Genomic DNA, 21,035 nt, shown 5'->3' with positions numbered 1-21,035 from the left:
GTCTCCTCACAGCTCCCGCAGCGCCTGCGCCGGTTTCGCGCGCAGCAGCGGTAGTGAGCCGCCCAGCGCGAAAGCCATGACCAGCACCAGCCCTGCGACAAGCACCAGCGCCACGCGCGCCCAGTCCGGTTGCCAACCGAAGCCGAACACCTGCGTCATCACGGCCCATCCGGCCAGCGAGCCGAGGCCCAGCGCCACCACGGCCAGCACCAGTGCCAGCAAGCCGTACTCTGCCAGTTGCAGCGCCAGCAGTTGCGCGCGGCTGGCGCCCAGCACGCGCAGGATCACGTTGTCGTAGGTCCGGCTGGCGCGCGCGGCGGCGATGGCGCCGAGCAGCACGGCAAGGCCCGCCAGCACGGCCACCGAGGCAGCGGCGAGGATCGCGCTGGCCATCTGGTCCAGCAGTCCGCGCACTTGGGTCAGCAAGGGCCCGGTCTCGATCACCGAACTGGTCGGGAAGGCCTGCACCAGCGTTGGCAGCAGGTTGGTGCTTTTCGCGCCCGCAGGCAGCGAGATCGTTGCGGCAAGCGTGTGCGGCGCGTCCTCCAGCGCATTGGGCGAGAACACCAATACGAAGTTGAAGCCCATCGAATCCCAGTCGATCCGGCGGAACGCGGCGATCTTGGCACTGCGCTCGACGCCCAGCACGCCGATGGTGATCGTATCGCCCAGTTTCAGGCCGACCGCTTTCGCCAGCTTCTCGTCCACCGAGACCAGCGGCGGCCCGGCATAGTGCGGCCCCCACCAGTGTCCGGCGGTCACGACATTGCCTGCAGGCACCGTGTCCGACCACGTCAGGCCGCGCTCGCCGCGCAAGGCCCATGCGTCTTCGGGCAATTTCGCGCTGTCATCGACGCGGGTCGTGTGGTCTGCGGGTCCGTAGGCGAGGATACGCCCGCGCAGGTTCGGCACGAGGCGCACTTCGGCGCCCCGCGCGGCCTTGTCCACGACGGCGCGGAAGGCGGGCGCGGCCTCGGGCTGGAGGTCCATCACGAAGTAGTCCGGCGCGCGGTCGGGCACGGTGTTGTGGATCTCGGCATCGAGGCTGGTCTCGACCCCGGCGATCAGCACGAAGGCGGAAAGCCCGAAGCCCAGCGCAGTGACGAGCGCGCCCACTTGCGCGCCGGGGCGGTGGAGGTTGGCAAGGCCTGCGCGCAGCATCGGGCTTCCGGGGCGCGGCAGGCGACGCGCGAGCAGGGCAATGCCCCTCCCGACGAGCGCCAGCAGGCCGAGCATCACGGCGGCGCCGACCAGGAACCCGGCGCTCAGCCACGGCTGCGCAGCGCTCACCATCACCAGCGCGACGATCCCGGCAAGGCCGAGGCCCACCGGCAGCACCAGCGCCCGCCACGAGGTTCGCAAGGGGGAGACCCGCGCGCGCATCAGCGCCATCGCCGGGAAATTGCGCGCCCGCACCAGCGGCGGGGCGGCGAAGACCAGCGCCACCAGCAGGCCATATCCCGCAGCGCTCGCCAGCGCGACGGGCGAGATCATGAAGCCGCCCGCCACCGGCAGTAGCGTGCCCAGCGCATGGGCGAGCAGCGGCGTTACCAGCACGCCTGCCAGCAGTCCGGCAAGGCTGCCCGCCAGCGCGGCGGCGCCGACCTGCAAGGCATAGATCCGGGCGATATCGCCGCTGGTCGCGCCCAGCACTTTCAGCGTGGCGATGCTGGTGCGGCGGGCTTCGAGGTAGGAGGACACGCCGCCGCCGATGCCGATCCCGGCGATGGTCAGCGCGGCGAGGCCGACGAGGATCAGGAACTGACCCATGCGCTCCACAAACCGCGTGGTCGAGGGCGCGGCGTTGTCGCGCGTCCTGATCTCGTACCCGGCGTTGGGGAAGGTCGTTTTGAAGTGCTGGGCGAGGCGCTCCACCCCGCCTGTGTCCGTCTCTGTCCCGTTTGTGTCGAGCTTGGTCTCGCTGCGGAACATCGCGCCCGGCGCGGTGAGGCCCGCCTCGCGCGGCATGCCGATGGGCACGATCACGGGGTCGCCCAGCGCGAAGCCGTCGCCCAGCTGCTCCGGATCGCTGGCGATCAGGCCGCCGAGCTTCAAGGGGAATCCGGCGATGGTGAAGCGCTCGCCAGGCTTCAATCCGAGGCGCGCGGCGCCGCCTTCGGAGAGGTAGGCCACGCCGCTCGGCGGTGCGCCGACATGGCGCCCATCGGCCAGCACCAGCTCGCCCGCCAGTGGCCAGCGACTGTCCACCGCCTTGACCGACAGCGAGGCCGAGTGGCTGCCGTGAACCGCCAGCGCCTGCAACCGGAACGAGGTGGAGGTGGTGCCAAAGCGCTGCATCTCCGCCAGTTCGCGTGGGGTCGGGCTGCGCTGCCAGACGCTGAAAGACAGGTCTCCGCCCAGGATCGTGCGCCCCCGCACGGAAAGCTCGTGCTGGATCGATCCGGTCAGCGTACCGATCGCGGCGAGGGCACCGACACCCAGAAACAGGCAGGCCAGCAGCAGGCGCAAGCCCTTGAACCGCGCGGAAAGATCGCGCTTCGCCAGAGTCCAGGCGCTGCGCCAGGGCAGGGCCGACGTGGAGGGGGCCGACATAAAGCGGACGTCAGGCAAGGGTGTCGCTCGCGATCACGCCATCGGCGATCCGCACTACCCGCTCGCACCGCGCGGCCAGCGCCTCGTCGTGGGTGATGACGACCAGCGTCGCGCCGGTCTCGGCACGGCGGGCGAACAGCAGGTCTGCCACGTGTGCGCCGGTGGCGGCATCGAGATTGCCGGTCGGCTCGTCGGCGAAGACTAGCACCGGGCGCGAGGCCAGCGCGCGGGCGATGGCGACGCGCTGCTGTTCGCCGCCCGAAAGCTGCGCCGGGTAGTGGTCGAGCCGGTGCGAAAGGCCGACAGCCGCCAGCTCCGCCTCGGCGCGGGCGCGCACGTCGCTTTCGCCGGCCAGTTCCAGCGGCGTGCTGACATTCTCCAGCGCGGTCATCGTCGGCAGCAGGTGGAAGGCCTGCAGGACCACGCCGATCCGGCCCCGGCGCGCGCGGGCCAGCGCATCTTCGGACGCGCCTGCAAAGTCCTGCCCGGCGACTTCCAGCGTGCCGGACGTGGCGCGGTCCAGCCCGGACAGCACCGCCATCAGCGAGGACTTGCCCGAGCCGGAAGGCCCCAGCAGCGCCAGCGTCTGGCCTTGCGGGACGGTGAGGTCCAGCCCCTTGAGGATTTCGACGGCGGCGCTGCCCTGTCCCAGCGTCAGGCGCAGGGCCTTCGCATGGATGGCGGGAGCAGAGAGCGAGTGGGGGTCGTAAGCGCTTGTCACGCCAACTATATGGGTGGCGACAGGCACATGCGGCAAGGGCATGCGTGCTGCGGTGCGAAGAAGAGCGCGAGAAGGAGAACGCATGCGTCCGATACGACCGGTTCTGTTGGCGGTAACGGCAGCCTGTACGCTGGGACTGGGGCTCGCACTGGCGGGGTGCAGCAGCAGCACGTCGGATACGCCTGCCGAGGCGCCTTCGAGCGCGTCGGCGAGCGATGCGGGGCTCGATCTGCAGGTGATCGGGGCCGAGCAGTCGGTCCTCGCCTTCGGGGATTCGCTGCTGGCAGGCTACGGCCTTGCCTCGGACGAGGCTTATCCGCACCGGTTGGAACTGGCCCTGCGCGCGCGCGGGATCAATGCGCGCATCGCCAATGCCGGGGTTTCGGGCAACACTACTGCCGACGGCCTTGCCCGGCTGGACTTCACGCTCAAGAACCAGTCGAGGAAGCCCGACCTCGTGCTGATCAGCCTTGGCGGAAACGACCTGCTGCGCGCGCTGCCGCCCGAGCAGGCGAAGGACAACCTCGGCAAGATCCTTGCGCGGCTGGAGGCCGAGCACATCCGCGTCGTTCTGCTGGGCCTGAAGGCGCCGCCGAACCTCGGGCCGGACTATGTGAAGGCCTTCGATACAATCTTCCCGGACCTCGCCCGGCAGTATCACGCCACGCTGGTGCCGTTCTTCCTCGCGCCGATCTATAACCATCCCGAGTTGCAGCTGGCCGACCATATCCATCCGACGGCGAACGGCGTCGATGCGATGGTGGCGATGACGGTGGACACGGTGGCCAAGGCGCTCCCCAAGAGCGCTCAACCGGATAGCGCGGGCGCTACAGTTCCCGCACCACCGAACCCCCACTGACGCGCCACACCGCCGCCTCGCCGGTGATCGCATCGAACGGGGCCAGTTCGGTGCCGGTCAGCCAGACCTGTGCCGAGCCTTCGCGCAGCCGCTCGAACAGCGCGGCGCGGCGGAAGGGATCGAGGTGGGCGGCCACTTCATCGAGCAGCAGCAGGCGCGGGCGCTGTTCGCCCTGTCCGACCCTGGCCAGTTCCTCGACCAGTTGCGAATGGGCCAGGACCAGCGCGATCAGCATCGCCTTCTGTTCGCCGGTGGAGCAATCGGCGGCGGGCTGGTCCTTTCCTGCCATGGTGACGCGCAGTTCGTCGCGGTGGGGGCCGGTAAGCGTGCGCTGGGCGGCGCGTTCGCGCGGGCGGCCTTCGCGCAGGGCCTGCGCCAGCGCTTCGGGTTCGGTCGGACCGCCGGGCTCGTAGGCGAGTGAGGGGCGGGCGAACGGCGCCTCGGGCAGGTCTAGCAGGCGCGCTTCCAGCCGGGCGATCATGTCGGCACGGGCCTGCGCGACCATTGCCCCGGCCTCGGCGATCTGCTGCTCGATGGCGTCGAGCCAGCGCGGATCGGGCGCGCGTTCGTCGGACAGCAGCTTGTTGCGTTCGCGAAGGGCGCTTTCGAGGCGGCTGGCGTGGGCGGCATGATCGGGTCGCAGCGCCAGCACCAGCCGGTCGAGAAAGCGGCGGCGCGCGCCCGCGCTGTCGACGAAGAGGCGGTCCATCGCCGGGGTCAGCCAGCCGATCGAGAGCCATTCGGCCAGCCGCAGCGCCGGGCTTTCGGCGCCGTTGACCTGCACCAGCCGTCGTCCGGGGCGCTCGGGCGAGATACCGGTGCCAAGGCGCACCGGATCGCCGCCGGGCGTGATCAGCGCGGCGCTGACCCCGAAACCGCCGTCGCCCTGCTGCGAAGGAACGTCCGCCAGCGCGGCGCGGCGCAGGCCCCGGCCCGGCGAGAGCAGCGAGATCGCCTCCAGCACGTTGGTTTTCCCGGCGCCGTTCTCGCCCACCAGCAGGTTGAACTGCGCCGTGCCTTCCAGCGCGGTCTCGCGATGGTTGCGGAAACGGGACAGGAGCAGGCGTTCGAGCATCGCGCGGGGAACTAGCGGCTCAGCGGTGTGCCGACAACGCTCCGTTGCAGTTCCAGAGCCAGATTTACGCGGTTTTCGCGAAGGGCGAGAAGTTGGTGTGCTCGTCGTAGACGTCCACGCCTTCGCGCCGCTTGAGGAAGCCGACGATCAGATACGTCACCGGCGTCAGCACCACTTCCCACAGGGTCTTGACGATCCACTGCGTGAAGGCGAGCACGAAGACCATGTGGGTGGGGAAGCCGGGCACACCCAGGAACGCCAGCGGATAGAACAGGGCGCTGTCCACGCCTTCGCCGAACACCGTCGAGCCGATGGTGCGGCTCCACAGGTGCTTGCCCTTGGTCATCACCTTCATGCGCGCAAGGACGAAGGAATTGACGAACTCGCCCGCCCAGAACGCGACGACCGAGGCGAAGACGATGCGCGGGGTCTGGCCGAAGATCGCATAGTAGGCCGCCTGATTGGGGGCCGTCACCTGATGGCCCGCAATGGTGTAGGTGGCCGACGCCAGCGCCCATTCGGGGTTGGCGGGGATCTGCACCACGACCACGCTCATCAGCACCATGAACAGGAGGCCGAAGAACCCCGCCCAGATGCAGCGGCGGGCGTTGGCATAGCCATAGACCTCGGTAAGGACGTCGCCGATGATGTAGCTGACCGGAAAGAACAGCACGCCTGCACCGAAATTGACGGTGCCGAGCAACGGCAGCTCGATCTGCGCCTGCTTCGCCGCGCCGATCAGGTTCGAGAGCAGCAGGATCACCACGAAGGCGACCATTACGAAGTCGAAATAGCGGAAGTGCCGCTTTTCGGTCAGCCGCCCGTCGATCCGGGCGAGACCAGAAGGGGAGAGCGTTTCGGAGGGGCTGTCGGGAGTGGTCGCGGTCATGTGGTTGTGGGTAACGCAGCCTTTCGCAAACGCAAAGCGCTGCTTGCGCGCGCAGTCGAGGTTTGCGCGAGGACAGAACCACGCTATGGGCGATGCAGCGCGCGCCCGTAGCTCAGCTGGATAGAGCACGAGCCTTCTAAGCTTGGGGTCAGTGGTTCGAACCCACTCGGGCGCGCCAACTTCCGGGGAATGGCGCGCGCCGGGGTTCAAGTTTTGTTCGGACAGTGTTCGAACGGGCGCGCTAACTTCCTGAAATCAGGGCGCCGCGTTATCTTCCGCGGCGGTGTCGGCGGCGAGATCGCGTTCGGTCTCCACATTGCCGCCGCTCACGCCCACGGCGCCGATCACCACGCTGCCCTGCTTCAGCGGGGCGCCACCGGCAGCGGGAACGATGCCGGGCACGAAGCCGATCGGCAGGTTCGCATCGCGGGCGCGGGTGAAGAAGCTGTCGGTCGCCACGCCGAATTTCGCCGAGGACGCGGCCTTGGCGATGGCGGAATCGCCGCAGCCGGTGATTGCCCCGTCCATCCGCTCGAACGCTACGAGGGTGCCGCTGGCATCGACCACCGCGATGCACATGTGCAAGCCGCGCTGGCGAGCGAGCGTGCGGGCGCGGTCCAGCACTGCCTGCGCGCCCGGCGCGGAAATCTCCGTGCGGGTGACGGTGCGGGCAGGGGCTGCCGTAGCGCCCGCCGTCGCCCCCGCGCTCACCGGGATTGCGGTGAGGGCGAGCGCGGCGATCAGCGCGGATTTCATCCCGCAGACGCTCACTTCGCGGCGTCGTAGGCGCGGGCGACGCCATCGTCGGCGAGCGGGCCGATGTTCCAGCCGGGGCGCTCGGCGCGGATCGTCTTCATCACCGAGGCGATGGCCTGTTCGCGGGTCTCGCCCGCCTTCTTCGCGGCGGCGGTGCGCGTGATCATTTCGTTCAGGATCGCTTCCTCGTCGGCGATGATCCGGGCGCCGGGGCCGGGCTGGGTATGGTCGGGGATGATCAGTTTCGGCTTGAGCACGGCGAGGCGCTTGACCGTCGCCAGCCACGGTGCGGGACCGATGCCGCCGCCCAGAAACGTCGGGCCGAAGCGGTTCTGGATGGTGTCGCCGGTCACCAGCACGCTGTCCTCGGGGATGAATACCGAGGTGTCGCCTGCGGTATGCGCGGGGCCTGCATAGATCGCGCGGACGTGGACGCCACCAAGGTCGATATCGCGCTCGTGGTCGAACAGTTCGGGCGTGCCGAACACCGGGTTCTTGAGGACTTCGGGATTGTCGATGGCGAAGCGGGCGACCATGCGTTCGTGGTCAAGCTCCAGTTCGCGCTGCTGCACGCGCGGGCGGATCAGCACGGTGCCAGCGGGGAAGCCGCCGAAGCCTGCGGCGTGCTCGGGGTGGAAGTGGGTGGTGACGAGGTAGAGCTTGCGCCCCGGTGCCAGCCGCTTCGCCTCGGCGGCGACGATCCGGCCATTGGGCGTGCCAAGCCCGGTATCGACGGCCAGAACCCCGGTCCTGCCCACGACGATCACCGCATTGGGATAGCCGGGCAGCATCCAGACATGCGGCGTCAGCTGGCGGGTCTGCGCCGGGTTGTACATCGGCTCGCGACCCGCCGGGGGGACGCCGGGAATGGTCGGCGGCTGGACATCGGCGGGGGTGAAGCTGCTGGTCGCTACGGTCTGGGCGATTGCAGGGATGGTCAGCGATGCCGCGAGCGACAGGGTGAGCGCGGTCGCGGCAAGGATGCGGCGGGTGGGGGAGCGGCGGATGGGCGAGAGCGTGAGGCGTGTCATGTACCGGATGGTACGTTGCCGCCGGGCAAGGCCAATGCCGGGGAACGCGTTTCCGTGCAATCGTGTGCAAATGCAATGACCTGCGGGGAAGGAGGGGGGCGCGGTACGGACCCGCTCCCCCCGATCCCCGCCTATCGCTGCAACACTGGAACGTCTGCGGACGCTTCCGTCCTTTGCGACGGCGGGCGCAGGAAGTGGCTGATCGTCATCACCACGATCGGCGTGCCCACCGCGATGAAGGCGTTGTCGATGCCGAAGGGGTTGCCCGCCAGATACCAGGCGATGGTCCCCAGCAGTGACAGGATGATGCTGACGAACGCGCCCTGCTTGCTGCCGTAGCGCGGGGCATAGAACATCAGCAGCACCAGCACGGCCAGCGCGGCGCGCAGCGACTTGGCCAGGAACGTCACCGCGACGACTTGCGTGGACAGGATCGCCAGCGGGATCGGCAGCAGGCCGACGACGATGGTGAGCACGCGTACGAACATCAACGAGCCGCGATCATCGCCGGTCTTGCCGGTGATCGGCAGGTAGAAGTCCTTGTAGATCAGCGTGGCGGTGCCGATGCTGAGCGCCGAGATCGTCCCGAACAGCGATCCGGCAAGCCCTGCGACGACGATCGCGGCGGGCAGGTCGCCCATATGGTCGATCACTTCGGGAAAGGCCTGGAGCGGCTTGATGCCGGGGAAGGCGACCGAGGCGGCAACGCCGATCAGCGCGGCGGCGATGCCGAAGGGCATCAGCAGCACGGCGGCATAGAAGCTGGCCCGGGTCGCCTTGGCGCCATCGGGCACGGTGCTGATCGCCTGCACCACGTACTGGGTGGAGAACACCGCGCCCACACCCGCGACTAGCCAGGCGAAGACCTGATCCCAGCCGACGCCCGAGATCGAGAACATCCTGGCGGGGGCCACCTCGACGATATGCGTTGTGCCGCCCGCCATCCATATCGCGAAGCCGAGCGCCAAGAGCACGCCCACGTATTTCAGGATCGCGTGGATCACATTGGTGTAGATCACCGAGCTCATGCCGCCCAGACTGACGTAGAGCACCGCGACGACGCCGGTGATGATGATCGCGGTGGAGCGGTCGACCGAAAGCAGCGGGGCCAGCACCGCGCCGCCCGAGCCGTATGTGGAGATGGCGACGATCTGCAGGGCGCAGATCATGATGATCGAGGTCGCCAGCTTCACCTTGTTGCCATAGAACTTGGCCATCGCGGCGGAGATCGTGTTCTCGCCGCTTTCGTTGAACTTGCGCGCCAGCAGCCAGGCGTAGAGCAGGAAGCCGATGCCCAGCACGGCGACGTTCCATGCAGCGGAGACACCGGCGGTATAGGCCTGCTGCGCGGTGCCCACGCTGGCGGTGGTGCCGATGAACTCGCTCATCAGCATGAACCCGATGAAGATCGCCGGGTAGGTCGTCCCGCCCGAGGTGAAGCCCTTGGCGGTGCGGGCATTGCGGCGCACCGCATAGCTGACGAAGGCGAGGCCGACCATGTAGGCGACGCTGACGCCGATGACGAACCAGTCGGCCCCGTTTTCAAGCCCCATGATGGCCTCCCGTGTCTGCCGGGCTGGGCCTCTTCGCCGGGGCAACCCCGCTATAATCCTGTGACATGTCCTGTCCTCTCCGTCGGGCTGTTCTATTATGGTTTTGCGTATTGGGCCGCGTCGGCGCCCGACTGCGCCAGCGCGAGCCGGATTTCCTCTTCGAGAATGCGGATGACGTGGGCCGGGCCTTCGCGGCCGAGCGCGGCATGGCCCATGGCAAAGGCGCGTCCGGCGAAACCGGCGCGTGCGCCTCGCGTCATCGTCCGGCGCACGTCGAGCCCGGACTGGATGCCGCTGTCCATCAGCACGGTCATCCGCTCGCCCACCGCTGCGGCAATGGCGGGAAGGGCATCGATGGCGGCAGGCGCGGCATCGAACTGTCGGCCGCCGTGGTTGGACACGAGCACGCCTTCGCAGCCCAGCCGCCCCGCCTCCTCGGCATCGCGCGGGTGGAGCACGCCTTTGACCACCAGTGCGCGCGGCCACAGATCGCGGATCATCGCGACCGTTCCCCACGTCATCGGCCCGGCCATCTCGCGATAGACATAGCCCGCGATGTCCGCCGTTGCGGCGCGTTCGCCCAGATAGGCGTCGAAATTGTGGAAGCGCGGCTGGCCGTGGCGCAGCATCGACAGTGCCCAGCGCGGTGCCAGCGCGACATCGCGCACGGTGCGCGCCCGCAGGCGGAAGGGCACCGACAGGCCGTTGCGCACGTCGCGGTAACGCTTGGAGCGCACCGGCACGTCCAGCGTCAGGACCAGCGCCTTCGCCCCGGCACCCTCGGCCCGCGCGATCAGGTCGCGCAGGACGCGGTGATCGTCACGCGGCACGTTGTAGAGCTGATACCAGAACACGTCGGGCGCGATCCGGGCGATCCGCTCGATAGTGGTATTCGCCACGGTCGAGAGCACATAGGGAATGCGCGCGGCCTGCGCGGCGGCGGCGATGCTCTCGTCGATGCCCGGCCACAGCAGCCCGGCAAGACCCATCGGCGAAACCCCGGTGGGCAGGGCATAGCGCTGGCCGAACAGGTCGGTGGATAGATCGACCTTGCCCACGTCGCGGCCATAGCGCGGGGTGATGGTGACGGCATCGAGCGCGGCCCGGTTGCGGGCGAGGCACAGGTCGTCGTTCACGCCCCCTGCGACGAAATCGTAGGCGAAGCGTGGCACCCGGCGGCGGGCGAGGGGGTAGAGATCGGTGATCGCCGGATAGCGACGGCGCAGCGCGGCGGCCCGCCCGGACAGCCCGCCCGTGCCCCAGCCAGCGGGGGCGGCGCGCCTGCTGTCAGGCCCCGCGCCGTCTGGACGCGGGACGTCAGGAAGCGGGGTGCGGCGCATCAGTAGGGGCAGATCACGTTGACCAGCGTCTGCTGTCCGGCGCGCACGGTGGCGACGGCTTGCGCCAGTACGGCGGGCAGTTCGGCGGCGTCTTCCACGCGGAAGCCCTTGCCGCCGCTCGCTTCGACCAGCGTCTCGAACGCGGGCGAGGGATCGAGTTCGGCGAGCATGCGCCAGGCGTCCTCGGCGGCGCCGCCCTTGGGGTACATCGCCTTGGTGGAATTGCGCACCGCGCCGTAGAGGCTGTTGTTGAAGATCACCGTCAGCACCGGTAGCCCGTGCGCCTCTGCGGCCCAGTGGCAGGCGGTGGGATTGGCGAAGATATAGGCGCCATCGCCCAATGTCGCGACGACGAGGCGCTCCGGGTTCGCCAGCTTGGCGCCGAGCGCGGCGGGCAGGCCCCAGCCGAGGCCCCCGGCAGCGCTCAGGCCGAAGTAGGTGCCCGCCCTGGTGCGCGGACAGTGCTCCAGCCGCAGCGGGTATTCGTTGACGAGGATGGTATCGGCATCGATCGCCTCGCCAATGCAGCGGCTGAGGTATTCGGGCGAGATCGTCGCGCCGGGTGCTGCGGGCGAGGCGGGAAGCCCGCCCGGCATTTGCCGGGGGGCGCCGCTGTCGAACCCGAGGATCGCTTCGAGCGCAGGCAGGACCACGCCGGTCTCGCCCGCGATGTTGAGGTCGGCGCGGTGGGTGCGCATGGGATAGCGGACATGCGCCGGGTCGGTGCCGATCTGGACCACGCGCGCATTGGCGGGGGGAGACTGCACCGCGTCGATCCACGGCACGTCGCAGTCGAGCGCGATCAGCAGGTCGCACTCGGCGATGAGCGGGGCGGGATCGAAGCCTGCGAACCACGGATTGTCGGTCGCGCAGTTCAGGAAGCGCGGATGGAAGGCGGTGACCGGCACTTGCGCACGGCGGGCGAAACTGTCGAGCGCGGCGAAGCCTTCTGGGGTGCGACCGGCAGCGGCGGTGACGATCAGCGGGCGTTTGGCCTCGCCTAACCAGCGCGCCAGCGTGGCCAGGCTTTGCGGGTCGGGGCGCGGGGCCGGGTTGGGCGCAAGCGGCGCGATCGGCTGGCTGTCGCGCGCATCCTCGGCGATCACGTCGCGCGGGAGGGTGAGGTAGACCGGCCCACGCGGCACACTCAGCGCCACCTGTGCGGCGCGCGCCACGGCATCGGCGCCCTGTTCGGGCAGGTGAAGCTCGTAATCCCACTTCACTGCCTCGCGCAGCATGCCCGCCTGATCGAACATCTCCTGCGCCCAGTGGATGTAGCGCGTGCGGGTGCCGCTGCGGCCGCGCTCGGAATAGGGCGAGCGGCCTGCCATCAGCAGCACCGGCGTCTCGTCGCGCGAGGCATCGAGCAGTGCGTTGATCGCATTGGCCGAGCCGACGTTGACGTGCAGCATCACCGCCTGCATCCGCCCGGTGGTCATGTAGACGCCGTGGGCCATGGCGACGGCGAGGTTCTCGTGCGGGATCACCATCGGTCGCGGCACGGCCACGCCTTCGTTGCGGGCGAGGGCATAGGCCTCGGCAATCGGCGGAAAATCGGTGCCGCCATTGGCGAAGAAGTAGTCGATCCCTTCGGCCTGCAACTGGCGCAGCACCAGCATGGCCGACGATTGCGTTTCCGCGGTGTGCGTATCGGAAACGGGGGAATCCGAAAGGGTGCCTTGGGGCATGACGATCCTTCTCCGCGTAATGCGACCTTGTGTCCCGGCAGGTGCTTCGCCTCTGGTATCAGGGGCGCGCCGGTCTGGTGTTCGAAGGAGAGGCTAGACCCGGATGCGGCATAGCATCCAATAATTATGCCTTATCCGCATCATCACGAAGACAGATGGCGGGGCAGATGATGGGACGGGCAGAAGGTCTCTCTACCAGCGTCTTCTCCGCTAGGCGAACGGTGCTGGACATCGCACGAGCCACGATCATAGTGCGCGCCATGGCCGGTCGCCGCGCCGGCACACCAATCAGGGAGTCCCCCCAATGCGTTCCCCGTTCTCTCGGCGCCCGTCGCTGCGCCCGAAGCTGGCCGTGCTGCTGCTGGCCACCGCGCCTGCCGCGCTGGCTTTCGGCCAGCCCGCCATGGCCCAGAACACGACTGCCGCAGACCCGGCGCCTGCGATCGTGCCCGACGCCAATGCCCCCAAGGGCAAGCTGTCCGACGTCGCGGTGCCACTCGCCTATCGGCTCGACCTGACGATCCAGCCGGAGCGCACGCGCTTTTCCGGGCATACCGAGATCGACGTTGATTTCAGAAAGCCGCTCTCCTCGCTCTATATGCACGGGCGCGACCTTGCGATGGCAGGCGTGAGCGCGCGCGTCGGCGGTGCGGTGGTGCCGGTGAAGTACACGCAGGTCGATGAACTGGGCGTCGTGCGGCTCGACTTCGCCAGGCAGATCCCCGCAGGCCGGGTGACGCTGGTGTTCGATTACGACGCACCGTTCAGCAACGGCGGCGCTAGCCTGTTCCACGTCAAGGTGGCGGACAAGTGGTATGCCTGGACGCAGTTCGAATCGATCGACGCGCGCGGGGCTTTTCCCGGCTTCGACCAGCCCGGCTTCAAGACGCCGTTCACCGTCACGCTGACGACCGAGGCGGGCCAGCAGGTCTATTCCAACGCGTCCGAAGCCAGCGAGACGCCGCTCAAGGTCGATGCCAGTTCGCCCGCCGCACAGTACGACAAGGCCCACGGCCTGACCACGCCTGCCGAAATGGTGGTGCATCGCTTCGCGCCGACCAGGCCGCTGCCGACCTACCTCGTCGCCTTCGGCACCGGGCCGTTCGCGGTCGCCAAGGGCGAGGCCGCGCCGACGCCCGAGCGCGCCGCACCACTGGCCGTGCGTGTGCTCGGCACCCAGCCAAACAAGGACAAGCTGGACTTCGCATTGCAGAACACCGGGCCGATCGTCGGCCTGCTGGAGAAGTATTTCGGCGAGCCGTTCCCGTTCCCCAAGCTCGACCAGATCGGTTCGCCGATCATGGGCGGCGCGATGGAGAACGCGGGCGCCGATACGTATGCCGATGACCTCCTGTTCCTCGATCACGGGGCGTCGACCTCGCAGAAGCAGGAATTCGGCATGGTCGTCGCGCACGAGCTGTCGCACCAGTGGTTCGGCGATCTGGTGACGCCCGCCTGGTGGGACGACATCTGGCTGAATGAAAGCTTCGCCAACTGGATGGGCTATCGCATCGGCAACGAGTGGCAGCCCGATCTGAAGATCGGCGCAGGCGCCATCGACGAGGCGTTCCAGGCGATGAACATCGACGCGCTGAAAGCTGGGCGTCCGATCCATCAGCCGATCGCCACCAGCGGCGAGATCGATAGCGCCTTCGATCAGGTGACATACGGCAAGGGCGGTCAGGTGGTGGCGATGATCGCCGCGTATCTCGGCGATGCCAAGTTCCAGCAGGGCGTGCGTCTGCACCTTCAGCGCCATGCCTACGGCAATGCCACGACCGACGAATTCTTCGCCTCGCTGGCCGATGCCGCCAAGGACCCGCGCGTGGTCGATGCGATGAAGAGCTTCGTCGATCAGCAGGGCGTGCCGGTGGTCCATCTGGAGCGCAAGGGCGGCACCCTGCAGGTCAGCCAGAAGCGTTATGCGCTGCTGGGCTCGCAGGTTCCGGCGCAAAGCTGGACGATCCCGCTGTGCGTGCGCGTGGGCGATGCGCGCCAGTGCCAGCTGCTCGACAAGGCCAGCGGCACGATGACGATCAAGGGCAGCGGGGCGATCATGCCCAATGCGGGCGGCACCGGCTATTACCGCTTCTCGATGCCCGATGCCGAATGGGCAAAGCTGATCGCCACCGCGCCCGCGCTGGTGCCGGGTGAAGCACTGGCGCTGACCGACAGCCTGTGGGCCAGCTATCAGGCGGGCGAAGTCAGCCCGTCGCTGCTGGTCTCGGCGATGAAGGCCATGGCGGCCAACTCCTATTCGGGCGCGGCGGTCGATGGCGGCGAGCGGCTTTCCGGGCTGCAAGCCCGCGGGCTGATCGCGGAGGCCGATCTTCCGGCCTATCGCGCGCTGCTCGATACGACTTATGCGCCCCGGCTGAAGGCGCTGGGCTTCGATCCGAAAGCCGGGGCCTATGCCTCGGACGCCCCGGATCGCCAGAAGCTGCGCACGAACCTGATCGGTTTGCTGGCGGGCGAGGCCGAAGACAAGCCGGTGCAGGCAGCGCTGGTGAAGGCCGCGGGTGCATACCTTGGCGGCGATGCCTCGGCGCTCGACCAGTCGCTCTACGGTGCGGGCTTTGGAGCTTACGTGGCCGATGGCGGTGCGCAGGCGGCGCAGGCGCTCTACGAAAAGGGCGTGGCGAGCGAGGATTCGCTGGTGCGCAGGGCTGCGCTGCGTTCAGTGGGCGCGAGCGGCAAGGCGGACATCGGCCAATGGGTGCTGGACAAGTTCGGCTCCGACGATCGCCTGCGCGGTGCGGACAAGCTGACGATGCTGGCGGGCCTGATCTCCGATCCGGCAACCCGCGACATGGGCGTCAGCTGGCTGATCGCGCACTATGACATGGTGGTGAAGGACAACGGCATCTTCGTCGCCGCACGTCTGCCCTCCTATGCGGGCGGATACTGCTCGGTCGAGAAGGCGGACGAGATCGAGAAGGCGCTGCGCCCGAAGGTCGAGCAGTACCAGCGCGGTGGCCTCGATCTCGACCGCGTGGTGGAGCGCATCCACGACTGCGGCGTGCTCATGAGCAAGCGCGGGGCTGCGTGGCCTGCCGCACTGCGGGCCAAATAACCCTCGCGGGCATGCGTCAAGAAAAAGGGGGCGCCGGTTCCGACCGGCGCCCCTTTTTTGTGCGAGGTAGAGCATTTTCCAATCAGGTGGAATCGCCTGATGGCTCGGAAAATGCGATAAACCAAAAAGTTAGAGCGACTGCCCTTACTTCGGCGCGTCGGCGACCTTGACCGAGCCGGTGCGCTCCAGCTTGCCCCAGCCCACTACGCGCCCGCGAAGGGCCGCGCTGATCGAGCGGATCACCACCGAATACATCAGCTGGCGATAGGCGAAGCGCTGGGCGATCAGCATCAGGCCGGGGAAGCGCTGGCGCTGCGGCTCCATGCGATAGGCGATCCAGCCCGCGATCAGGTCCACCGCGACGAATACCACCCAGTAGACGCCCATGCGCAGCACGTCGGTCTGGGTCTGCGCCCAGCCGTGCTGCTGAACGCGCACGATGGTGCCGACGATCGAGATCAGCAGCGCAAGGTCGATCACCGGAGAGATCGCGGCGAACAGGATCTGGAACACCCAGGCCTGCGGCATGCCGAACCAGGCAAGGCCGCGCGGCTCACCCTTGCGCAGCACCGCGCGGTGCTTCCACAGGCACTGCAGCGTGCCGAACGACCAGCGATAGCGCTGCTTGGACAGCGCAGTGAAGCTTTCCGGCGCCTCGGTCAGCGCGATGGCCTCCACGTCGTAGGCGACGCGCCAGCCTTCGCGCTGGATGGCGATGGTCAGGTCCTGATCCTCGGCCAGCGTGTCCTCGGGATAGCCGCCCACGGCATCCAGCGCGCTGCGCCGCCAGGCGCCGACGGCGCCCGGAACCACGGTGATCGCCCCCAGCGCATCGAGCGCGCGACGCTCGACGTTCTGCGCGGTGACGTATTCGATCGCCTGCCAGCGGGTGATCAGGTTGATGCGGTTGCCCACGCGCGCATTGCCCGCCACCGCGCCGATGCGCGGGTTGACGAACCAGCGCACCAGACGCCCGATGGTCTCGGGAAGGAACTGCGTGTCGGCATCGAGCGCGACGACGATCTCGCCCGAAGCGGCCTTGAGCGCGCGGTTGAGCGCGCTGGCCTTGCCGCCGTTCTCCAGCGTCATCAGCCGCACGCGCGGATCGTCGCCATAGTGGCGGACGACCAGTTCGCTGGTGGCATCCTTCGATCCGTCGTCGGCGACGATCAGCTCGATCCGCGCATAGTCGCTGGCGAGGACGCGGGCGATGGAGGGGACGATTACCTTCGCCTCGTTATAGGCCGGGATGATCACCGAGACGAGCGGGCGTGCGTCGGGATCGGCGGGCAGTTCGGGTGCGCGATCCTTCGAGCGGCGGTCGATCAGCGCCAGCGCGGTCAGGAACACCGCGCGCGCGATGCCCAGCGAAATGGCAAAGAAGAACATCCACTTGAGGATATAGAAGATACCCGCCAGCGCCGCGAAGAAGCCGACGTCGGCGCGCACGGCGGCAAGGTCGGCGCCCGTCACCGGCGGCATCACCGCATCGCGCGATACGCCTGCTAGCTGCGAGACTGTGACGAAGCGATAGCCCTCGGCCTTCAGGCGGTCGATGATGATCGGCAGGGCGATGATCGTCTGCGACCGGTCGCCGCCGCCATCGTGCAGCAGGATCACGTTCTCGCTGCGGTCCGGCGTGACGTTCTTCACCTGCGCCATCACCTCGTTGATGATGTGCTCGACGCCGGGGCGCTTCCAGTCGTCCGGATCGACGTGCAGGCCGACGATGGTGTAGCCCAGCGTCTGCGCCAGCGCCGCCGGTTCCAGTTCGTCTGCGGTGGTCGGTTCGGCGTCTCCGAAATAGGGCGCGCGGAACAGGCGGGTCGAGCGGCCGGTATAGGCCTCGATCAGGCGCTGGGTGGTGTTCAGCTCCAGCTTAGTGCCAAGGTTCGATTCCTCGGCCATGTTCGGGTGGGTGTAGCTGTGGTTGCCGATCTCGAAGCCGTCGGCATTCTCGCGCTGGAGCAGGCCGGGGTGTTCCAGCGCGTTCTCGCCGATCACGAAGAACGTGCCGGGGACGTGCTTGGCCTCCAGGATCGAGAGGATCTTCGGCGTCCAGTCCGGGTCCGGGCCATCGTCGAAGGTCAGCGCCAGCACCTTGGGATCGGCGCCGCCGGTCCGGTTCACCACGTAAGGCGTTGGCAGCACCTGATAGCTCTCGCCGGTGACTGTGCCGTCCGGTGAGAAAGTCATCGTGCGCTGACCGCCGGTGGGGCTGGCGCCGATGCGAAGCACTTCGCCACTGCCTTCGACATCGGCACCGCGCGAGGGCGCGATGGTCGACAGGTCGGGGCGGGAATTGTGGCGCAAGGCATTCAGCGATTGCCAGTAGCCCGGATCTTCGCTGCCCAGACGCCACAGCGCGATGCCGCCGACATCGCCCAGCACCTGCATCTGGTTCCACGTCGCCGCAGCATCGAGCATCCAGATCGTGTGCTTGTGGCCGGAATCCTCGTAGGAAAAGCCGCTGTTGCCGCTGGCCGGATCGAACTGCGGGGTGGCGCCGCTGTCGTGCGCGGCGAGCCAGGCATCTTCGATCGCCAGCGCATCGGCGGTGCCGTCGTGCCAGTCATAGCCATAGGAGCCGAGCGCGACGACCAGCTTGTTCGCCGGGATCACGCCGCGCGCGGTTTCGAGGTTCTCCTCGAACCAGTCCTGTGCGGCGATCGGGCCGGGGGTGCCGCCCTGCCAGTGCTGGTCATAGTCCATCAGCATGACGTGATCGACCGACTTGCCCAGCTGTTTCAGATACCAGACGGGCGCATCGGCAGGCACCGTGACCGAGAGGCCGAGGTTCGCCGCCTGCAGCTTCGCATGCGCCTTTGCCAGGAAAGCGGCATAGCGCGGCAGGGCATTGTCGGGCAGGTTTTCGATATCGAGCGTCACGCCCTGCCAGTTGTTCTTCTGACCGGCGGAAACCAGATCGGCGATCAGCGCGTCGCTGGCCTTGGTATTGTTCAGCAGGCGGACCATCGGCGCCCCGGCCCAGGCCTTGCCGTCGAAGTTCTGGACCATCATGTGCAGCTGCGGGCGGTGCAGGCGAGAGCGCATGATCGCGGCCAGATGGGCATCGGGCTGGACCGTCAGGCGACCGGTCTTCGCATCGATCAGCGCGTCGGCGGCGACGATCCAGTCGAGGGAATCGTAATGCGCCTTCAGCGAACTGGCGCTGTCCTCGTCCCACGGCACGTAATAGGCGATCGAGAGCGGCTGGCCCTTGATGCCGTTGTGACCGCCCGGTAGCAGGTGGTGCCGCAGACGGGCGATGCGGGTGCGGAACGGCAGCGGCTGCTGGCGCTCGCCGCCGATCTTGAGGGCGGAGGCGTCGGGCACCTGCACGATGGTACTGGCGAAGATCACCGACCAGCCCAGCGCGACGATCAGCAGCAGGCCGACAACGAAGCCGACCACCTTGCGGCGTCGTCCGGTGCTGTCGAAGAAGACGGGGGAGGTCATGCGCGTGAACCTTTCACGACGAGACGCGAAGACAGATCGCGATCGGCCGGTGTCATGGTGGGCGCATGGTCAGAGGCGAGAGCCGCTGTCAAGGCAGGAGGCAGGGGCAATACAGGGAAGGGGGCAGGAGGCTGAGTCACGAAAGGCTGCTTTCCAACCGCCCCTTGCACGATGCCTGTAAGGCGGACGGCGCGCGCTTGCGCCCGGACGGCTTTCGGCTCCCTGAACGATCCGTCGCACTGCGTTGTGTGTGTTGATTATGAAAGGCCCGACCGCGCTCGCAGGGCGCGCGGTCGGGCGGGTTTGGGTGTGGTGTGCTATTCCGCTGCGCCGGCTAGCGGCATAGGCGAAGTTTCCGCTGCCGAAACCGCACCCTTGGCGAGCGCGTCGAGCGAGGAGCCGTCCAGCCCCAGCTCCTTCATCAGCCCGTCGATCAGCGGGGCCTGCGCGCGATAGGCGAGCGCGGCGTTCACCGCGTTGCCCGCCAGATTGCCTGCGCCGCCGCCGATATCGTTCGCGACCACGCCCGAGGCCGCCCCGCCGGTCTTGAGGCCATCGACCTGCACGATCTTGATCGAATCGATCGCTTCCATCGGACGGACCGATTCGCGCACGATCTCGGGCAGGACTTTCAGCAGTGCCATCTTCATCTGCAAAGAGACCTGATCGGACGAGAGCAGGTTCGCCGCCTCGTTGATCGCCCGCTGGCCTGCGGCTTCCACCTCGAAGCGGATCGCGGCGGCTTCGGCGCGCAGCTTTTCGGCCTCGGCCTCACCGTTCGCTTCCAGACGCGCAGCTTCGGCGCGGTTGGCGGCGGCGGTCTTCTCCGCCTCGGCCTGCACCGTCACCGCGATGGCCTGGCGCTCGGCCTCCTTGGCGGCCTCGATCAGCTCGATGCGCTTGGCGCGCTCTGCCACTTCGGTTTCGCGGCTGGTCGAGACCTGTTCCTCGGCGGCGACCGCCTTGGCGCGGGCCTCGTCGGCCTGGGCCTTGGCCTGGCTTTCCTCGCGGCTCTTGTTCTGCACCGCGATCTGCTGTTCCTGCCGGGCCAGCTCGATCGCCTGCGCCTGCGCGATGCGGGCTTCCTGCACGGCGCGGTCGGCCTCGATCTGCTTGGCATCGACGATCTGCTTGGCCATGATCCGCGCCTCTTCCGCCTCGCGGCTGCGCAAGGCCTGCTCGCGCGCCACTTCCGAGGCCTGCTCGGCCCGGCGCATCTCCACCTCGCGCTCCTGCTCCAGCTTGGCGAACTGGTTGTCGCGCTCGATCTGGAGCGTCTGTCGCTGGGCTTCGAGGTTCTTGGTCTCGATCTGGACGCGCGTTTCCTGCTCGATGTCGTTGCGGGCCTTGCGGCGCAGCTCGATCTGCTCGGTCAGCTTGGTCAGACCCTCGGCATCGAAGGCGTTGTTGGCGTTGAAGTGCTCGATCGAGGTCTGGTCGAGGCCGGTTAGCGACACCGATTCCAGCTCAAGACCGTTCATGGCCAGATCCGAGGACGACACCTGCTGCACTTTCTGCACGAAATCCGCGCGCTGTTCGTGCAGCTGGTTCATCGTCATCCCCGCCGCTACCGAGCGCAGCGCGTCGACGAACTTGCCCTCGACCAGTTCCTTGAGCGCTTCCGGATGCATGGTGCGCTGGCCGAGCGTCTGCGCCGCCATGGCAATGGCACCCGCATCGGGGCGGACGCGCACGTAGAACTCGGCCTTCACGTCGATGCGCAGGCGGTCGAGCGTGATCAGCGCATCGCCGTTCTTGCGCTCCACGGCCAGACGCACGGTGTTCATGTTCACCGGCATCGTCTCGTGGAACACCGGCAGCACCAGCGCGCCGCCGTTCATCACCACCTTCTCGCCGCCCACGCCCGTGCGCACGAAGGCGATCTCCTTGCTGGCACGGCGATAGAGCCGGGCGACCAGCAGGGCGATGCCCAGGAACAGGACAAGGGCGATGCCGGCGACGATCGCCGGACCGACAAGAGCGTTCATGGATCAATCTCCTTCAAGGGACGCCGGCGGGGCAGGGTGCCCCGCACGAA

General features: G+C 68.1%; 13 protein-coding genes and 1 tRNA gene. 3 read left to right on the top strand and 11 right to left on the bottom strand.

Translation table 11 applies throughout. The annotated features are described in order from the left end of the window. Nucleotides 1-6: 6 nt before the first annotated feature. Nucleotides 7-2,553: an ABC transporter permease gene (locus tag AC3EC3_RS08115; protein ID WP_488489073.1), complete on the bottom strand. Its 2,547-nt coding sequence runs from the start codon at nt 2,551-2,553 to the stop codon at nt 7-9. Nucleotides 2,554-2,563: 10 nt separating this feature from the next. Then, complete coding sequence (locus AC3EC3_RS08110; protein WP_488489072.1) at nt 2,564-3,274, bottom strand: ABC transporter ATP-binding protein; 711 nt, start codon at nt 3,272-3,274, stop codon at nt 2,564-2,566. 82 nt (nt 3,275-3,356) lie between these two features. Here AC3EC3_RS08110 and AC3EC3_RS08105 point away from each other — a divergent pair, with 82 nt between their 5' ends. Beyond that, nucleotides 3,357-4,133: an arylesterase gene (locus AC3EC3_RS08105; RefSeq protein ID WP_488489071.1), complete on the top strand. Its 777-nt coding sequence runs from the start codon at nt 3,357-3,359 to the stop codon at nt 4,131-4,133. Here the strand turns inward: AC3EC3_RS08105 and recF are convergent. Together recF and AC3EC3_RS08095 are read right to left on the bottom strand one after the other, a co-directional pair. Further along, entirely contained in the window at nt 4,102-5,208 is a 1,107-nt protein-coding gene (gene recF / locus AC3EC3_RS08100; RefSeq protein ID WP_488489070.1) for a DNA replication/repair protein RecF, read from the bottom strand. The genes AC3EC3_RS08105 and recF overlap by 32 nt on opposite strands. Before the next feature lie 64 nt (nt 5,209-5,272). Then, on the bottom strand, nt 5,273-6,097 hold the full coding sequence (locus AC3EC3_RS08095; RefSeq protein ID WP_488489069.1) for a queuosine precursor transporter: 825 nt from the start codon (nt 6,095-6,097) through the stop codon (nt 5,273-5,275). Between the two features lie 101 nt (nt 6,098-6,198). On the opposite strand from AC3EC3_RS08095, the gene AC3EC3_RS08090 reads away from it, so the two are divergent. Continuing rightward, nucleotides 6,199-6,275 (top strand) — tRNA-Arg (locus AC3EC3_RS08090). Nucleotides 6,276-6,352: 77 nt separating this feature from the next. Here AC3EC3_RS08090 and AC3EC3_RS08085 read toward each other — a convergent pair. The 5 genes from AC3EC3_RS08085 to AC3EC3_RS08065 form a co-directional block, all read right to left on the bottom strand. Continuing rightward, nucleotides 6,353-6,853 (bottom strand): GlcG/HbpS family heme-binding protein, encoded by a 501-nt coding sequence (locus tag AC3EC3_RS08085; RefSeq protein ID WP_488489068.1) that lies wholly within the window; start codon nt 6,851-6,853, stop codon nt 6,353-6,355. 11 nt (nt 6,854-6,864) lie between these two features. After that, the gene (locus AC3EC3_RS08080; RefSeq protein ID WP_488489067.1) at nt 6,865-7,884 is read right to left on the bottom strand and encodes an MBL fold metallo-hydrolase; all 1,020 of its coding nucleotides are present in this window, start codon (nt 7,882-7,884) and stop codon (nt 6,865-6,867) included. Nucleotides 7,885-8,015: 131 nt separating this feature from the next. Then, nucleotides 8,016-9,437 (bottom strand): sodium:solute symporter family protein, encoded by a 1,422-nt coding sequence (locus AC3EC3_RS08075; RefSeq protein ID WP_488489066.1) that lies wholly within the window; start codon nt 9,435-9,437, stop codon nt 8,016-8,018. A gap of 95 nt (nt 9,438-9,532) precedes the next feature. After that, entirely contained in the window at nt 9,533-10,777 is a 1,245-nt protein-coding gene (locus tag AC3EC3_RS08070) for an alpha-hydroxy acid oxidase (protein WP_488489065.1), read from the bottom strand. Continuing rightward, nucleotides 10,777-12,465, bottom strand: coding sequence for a thiamine pyrophosphate-requiring protein (locus AC3EC3_RS08065; RefSeq protein ID WP_488489064.1), 1,689 nt, complete (start codon nt 12,463-12,465; stop codon nt 10,777-10,779). The genes AC3EC3_RS08070 and AC3EC3_RS08065 overlap by 1 nt, the downstream gene beginning before the upstream one ends. Before the next feature lie 304 nt (nt 12,466-12,769). Here AC3EC3_RS08065 and AC3EC3_RS08060 point away from each other — a divergent pair, with 304 nt between their 5' ends. Continuing rightward, complete coding sequence (locus tag AC3EC3_RS08060) at nt 12,770-15,538, top strand: M1 family metallopeptidase (protein ID WP_488489063.1); 2,769 nt, start codon at nt 12,770-12,772, stop codon at nt 15,536-15,538. 144 nt (nt 15,539-15,682) lie between these two features. Here the strand turns inward: AC3EC3_RS08060 and AC3EC3_RS08055 are convergent, their stop codons facing one another. Then, complete coding sequence (locus tag AC3EC3_RS08055) at nt 15,683-18,997, bottom strand: trifunctional glycoside hydrolase family 18/polysaccharide deacetylase/glycosyltransferase family 2 protein (RefSeq protein WP_488489062.1); 3,315 nt, start codon at nt 18,995-18,997, stop codon at nt 15,683-15,685. Between the two features lie 317 nt (nt 18,998-19,314). After that, a complete protein-coding gene (locus tag AC3EC3_RS08050) occupies nt 19,315-20,985 on the bottom strand; it encodes a flotillin family protein (RefSeq protein ID WP_488489061.1) in 1,671 nt (556 codons plus the stop codon). Nucleotides 20,986-21,035: the final 50 nt, after the last annotated feature.

Source organism: Novosphingobium sp. BAM6, from assembly GCF_057784955.1.
This window is presented reverse-complemented; position numbering and strand designations above follow the sequence as displayed.

Bases quoted from the DNA above. Each gene is read 5' to 3' on its own strand.
- AC3EC3_RS08115 (WP_488489073.1), bottom strand. From the start codon at position 2,553: ATGTCGGCCCCCTCCACGTCGGCCCTGCCCTGGCGCAGCGCCTGGACT.
- AC3EC3_RS08105 (WP_488489071.1), top strand. From the start codon at position 3,357: ATGCGTCCGATACGACCGGTTCTGTTGGCGGTAACGGCAGCCTGTACG.
- recF (WP_488489070.1), bottom strand. From the start codon at position 5,208: ATGCTCGAACGCCTGCTCCTGTCCCGTTTCCGCAACCATCGCGAGACC.
- AC3EC3_RS08095 (WP_488489069.1), bottom strand. From the start codon at position 6,097: ATGACCGCGACCACTCCCGACAGCCCCTCCGAAACGCTCTCCCCTTCT.
- AC3EC3_RS08085 (WP_488489068.1), bottom strand. From the start codon at position 6,853: ATGAAATCCGCGCTGATCGCCGCGCTCGCCCTCACCGCAATCCCGGTG.
- AC3EC3_RS08080 (WP_488489067.1), bottom strand. From the start codon at position 7,884: ATGACACGCCTCACGCTCTCGCCCATCCGCCGCTCCCCCACCCGCCGC.
- AC3EC3_RS08075 (WP_488489066.1), bottom strand. From the start codon at position 9,437: ATGGGGCTTGAAAACGGGGCCGACTGGTTCGTCATCGGCGTCAGCGTC.
- AC3EC3_RS08070 (WP_488489065.1), bottom strand. From the start codon at position 10,777: ATGCGCCGCACCCCGCTTCCTGACGTCCCGCGTCCAGACGGCGCGGGG.
- AC3EC3_RS08065 (WP_488489064.1), bottom strand. From the start codon at position 12,465: ATGCCCCAAGGCACCCTTTCGGATTCCCCCGTTTCCGATACGCACACC.
- AC3EC3_RS08060 (WP_488489063.1), top strand. From the start codon at position 12,770: ATGCGTTCCCCGTTCTCTCGGCGCCCGTCGCTGCGCCCGAAGCTGGCC.
- AC3EC3_RS08055 (WP_488489062.1), bottom strand. From the start codon at position 18,997: ATGACCTCCCCCGTCTTCTTCGACAGCACCGGACGACGCCGCAAGGTG.
- AC3EC3_RS08050 (WP_488489061.1), bottom strand. From the start codon at position 20,985: ATGAACGCTCTTGTCGGTCCGGCGATCGTCGCCGGCATCGCCCTTGTC.